Below are 1,773 nucleotides of genomic sequence, written 5' to 3' on the forward strand. Positions count from 1 at the left end.
ACTTTCGCAATAGGTCTATTATTTATGTTTGTAAATTTAGGAGCGACCCTAAGAGGATGTTTGAAAAGTTTAATTGCTTCGTTTCTAGATCTAAATCCCCCTAAGTCCCCCTTTTTAAGGGGGACTTAGGGGGATTTAGATCTAGAAACGAAGCAATTAAACTTTTCAAACATCCTCTTAGGGTCGCTCCTAAATTTACAAACATAAATAATAGACCTATTGCGAAAGTAAAAGATCGATCTGATTCAATACTGTTCTCATCTAAAAATTTCACTATTCACTATTCACTATTCACTAACTCATGTCTAATTCATCTCAATCTCAAGTGTTAATTGTCGGTGCTGGCCCTACTGGATTGATGCTGGCGATCGAATTAACGTTACTTTCACTGTCCGTGCGGATTATCGATCGAGCCGCTGAAACCAAACGCCAAGTAAGAGCCTGTGTCATCTGGTCGCGCGCCCAAGAAGCTCTGGCTGGGCTAGGCGTAATCGACAAGTTCATGGCTCGATCGCATAAAATGCACAACTTTGATGTCTACGCCAAGGGTAAGCAATTAAGCGGGTTCGAGTTCGGTCACATCAAGAGTGACTACCCATTCCCGATGACGATCGAACAACACGATACCGAACGCTTCTTAGCTGAGTCATTATCCGATTTGGGAGTTGAAGTTGAATGGGAAACCGAAGCAATTGAGGTTAGCACCCATGACGATGGGGCACAAGTCACGGTGCGGGCTGCCAATGGTAAGGAGGAAACGATCGAGACTCAATGGCTAGTAGGCTGCGAAGGAAGTCGGAGTCCGATCCGAGAAGCCGCGCAGATTCCGTTTGAAGGAGAGCCTGCGGTGAACTTACAAGCAGTTCAGGTCAACGCCAAACCAACTTGGCAGTTTCCCAAATCCACTTCTCAGGGCTATTTCTTTCTGGCCGAGAATGTATCGATCATGAGTATTCCCGTGCCCGGAGACACTTACCGCTTCTTTACATTTACTACTGACCCCAACCCAGAGCGCAAAACGCCGCCCACCTTGGCAGAAATGCGCGACTTAACGGCGGCGGCTGCCTGTGTTCCTGAATTGGAGCTAGAGCTATCCGACCCTGTTTGGCTCAGTCGCGCCCGCTTTCAGAATCGGATTGCGGCAACCCTCAATAAAGGTCGCGTGCTGCTATTGGGGGATGCGGCGCATTCGTGGGCACCAATTGGCGGACACGGGATGAATACTGGACTCCGAGGTGCATTTAACCTCGGCTGGAAATTAGCCGCAGTCGAGCGTGGTGAGGCCAAATCCTGTCTGTTGGATACTTATACGATCGAGCAACGCGCCAACGCACAGACGATCGTCGATGCCAACCGGATGAACATCGTCGAGCAGCCGCCATCTGCTACTAAGCTCCGACTGATGGAAACGTTCATGCCGTTCGGATTGTCGCTCAAGCCAGTGAAACGCTTGATGGAGTTCACTCTCAGCGATCTGGGCATGGAGTACCGCCATAGCCCATTATCCCACCAGCAAAAGGCTAGTGGGTCACTACAGGCAGGCGATCGCATCCCCAATGTCCCAGTAGTATCTGGCGAGGGACATTGGGCAAATCTACACCGCTTAATCTCGATTCACCACTGGACGCTGCTACTACGGACTAAAGACGCTGAAGTAGTCGAACGAGCCTATCAGATCGTCGGTCAATACCGATCGACCATCAAGGTTTCGACAATTCAACCAATGGATCGGGATAGCGATCGCCAACTGGGACGCGAGGGACAGATGCTCCT

1 protein-coding gene is annotated in these 1,773 nt (G+C 49.6%); it reads left to right on the forward strand.

The window, feature by feature from the left end; translation table 11 throughout:
* Window positions 1-301: 301 nt before the first annotated feature.
* A partial coding sequence (locus RMO84_RS01810) for an FAD-dependent monooxygenase (protein ID WP_310486747.1) occupies window positions 302-1,773 on the forward strand: 1,472 nt, incomplete at its 3' end.

Origin of the sequence: Chamaesiphon sp. VAR_69_metabat_338, from assembly GCF_031423935.1 — a bacterium.
Taxonomy (GTDB): Bacteria; Cyanobacteriota; Cyanobacteriia; order Cyanobacteriales; family Chamaesiphonaceae; genus Chamaesiphon.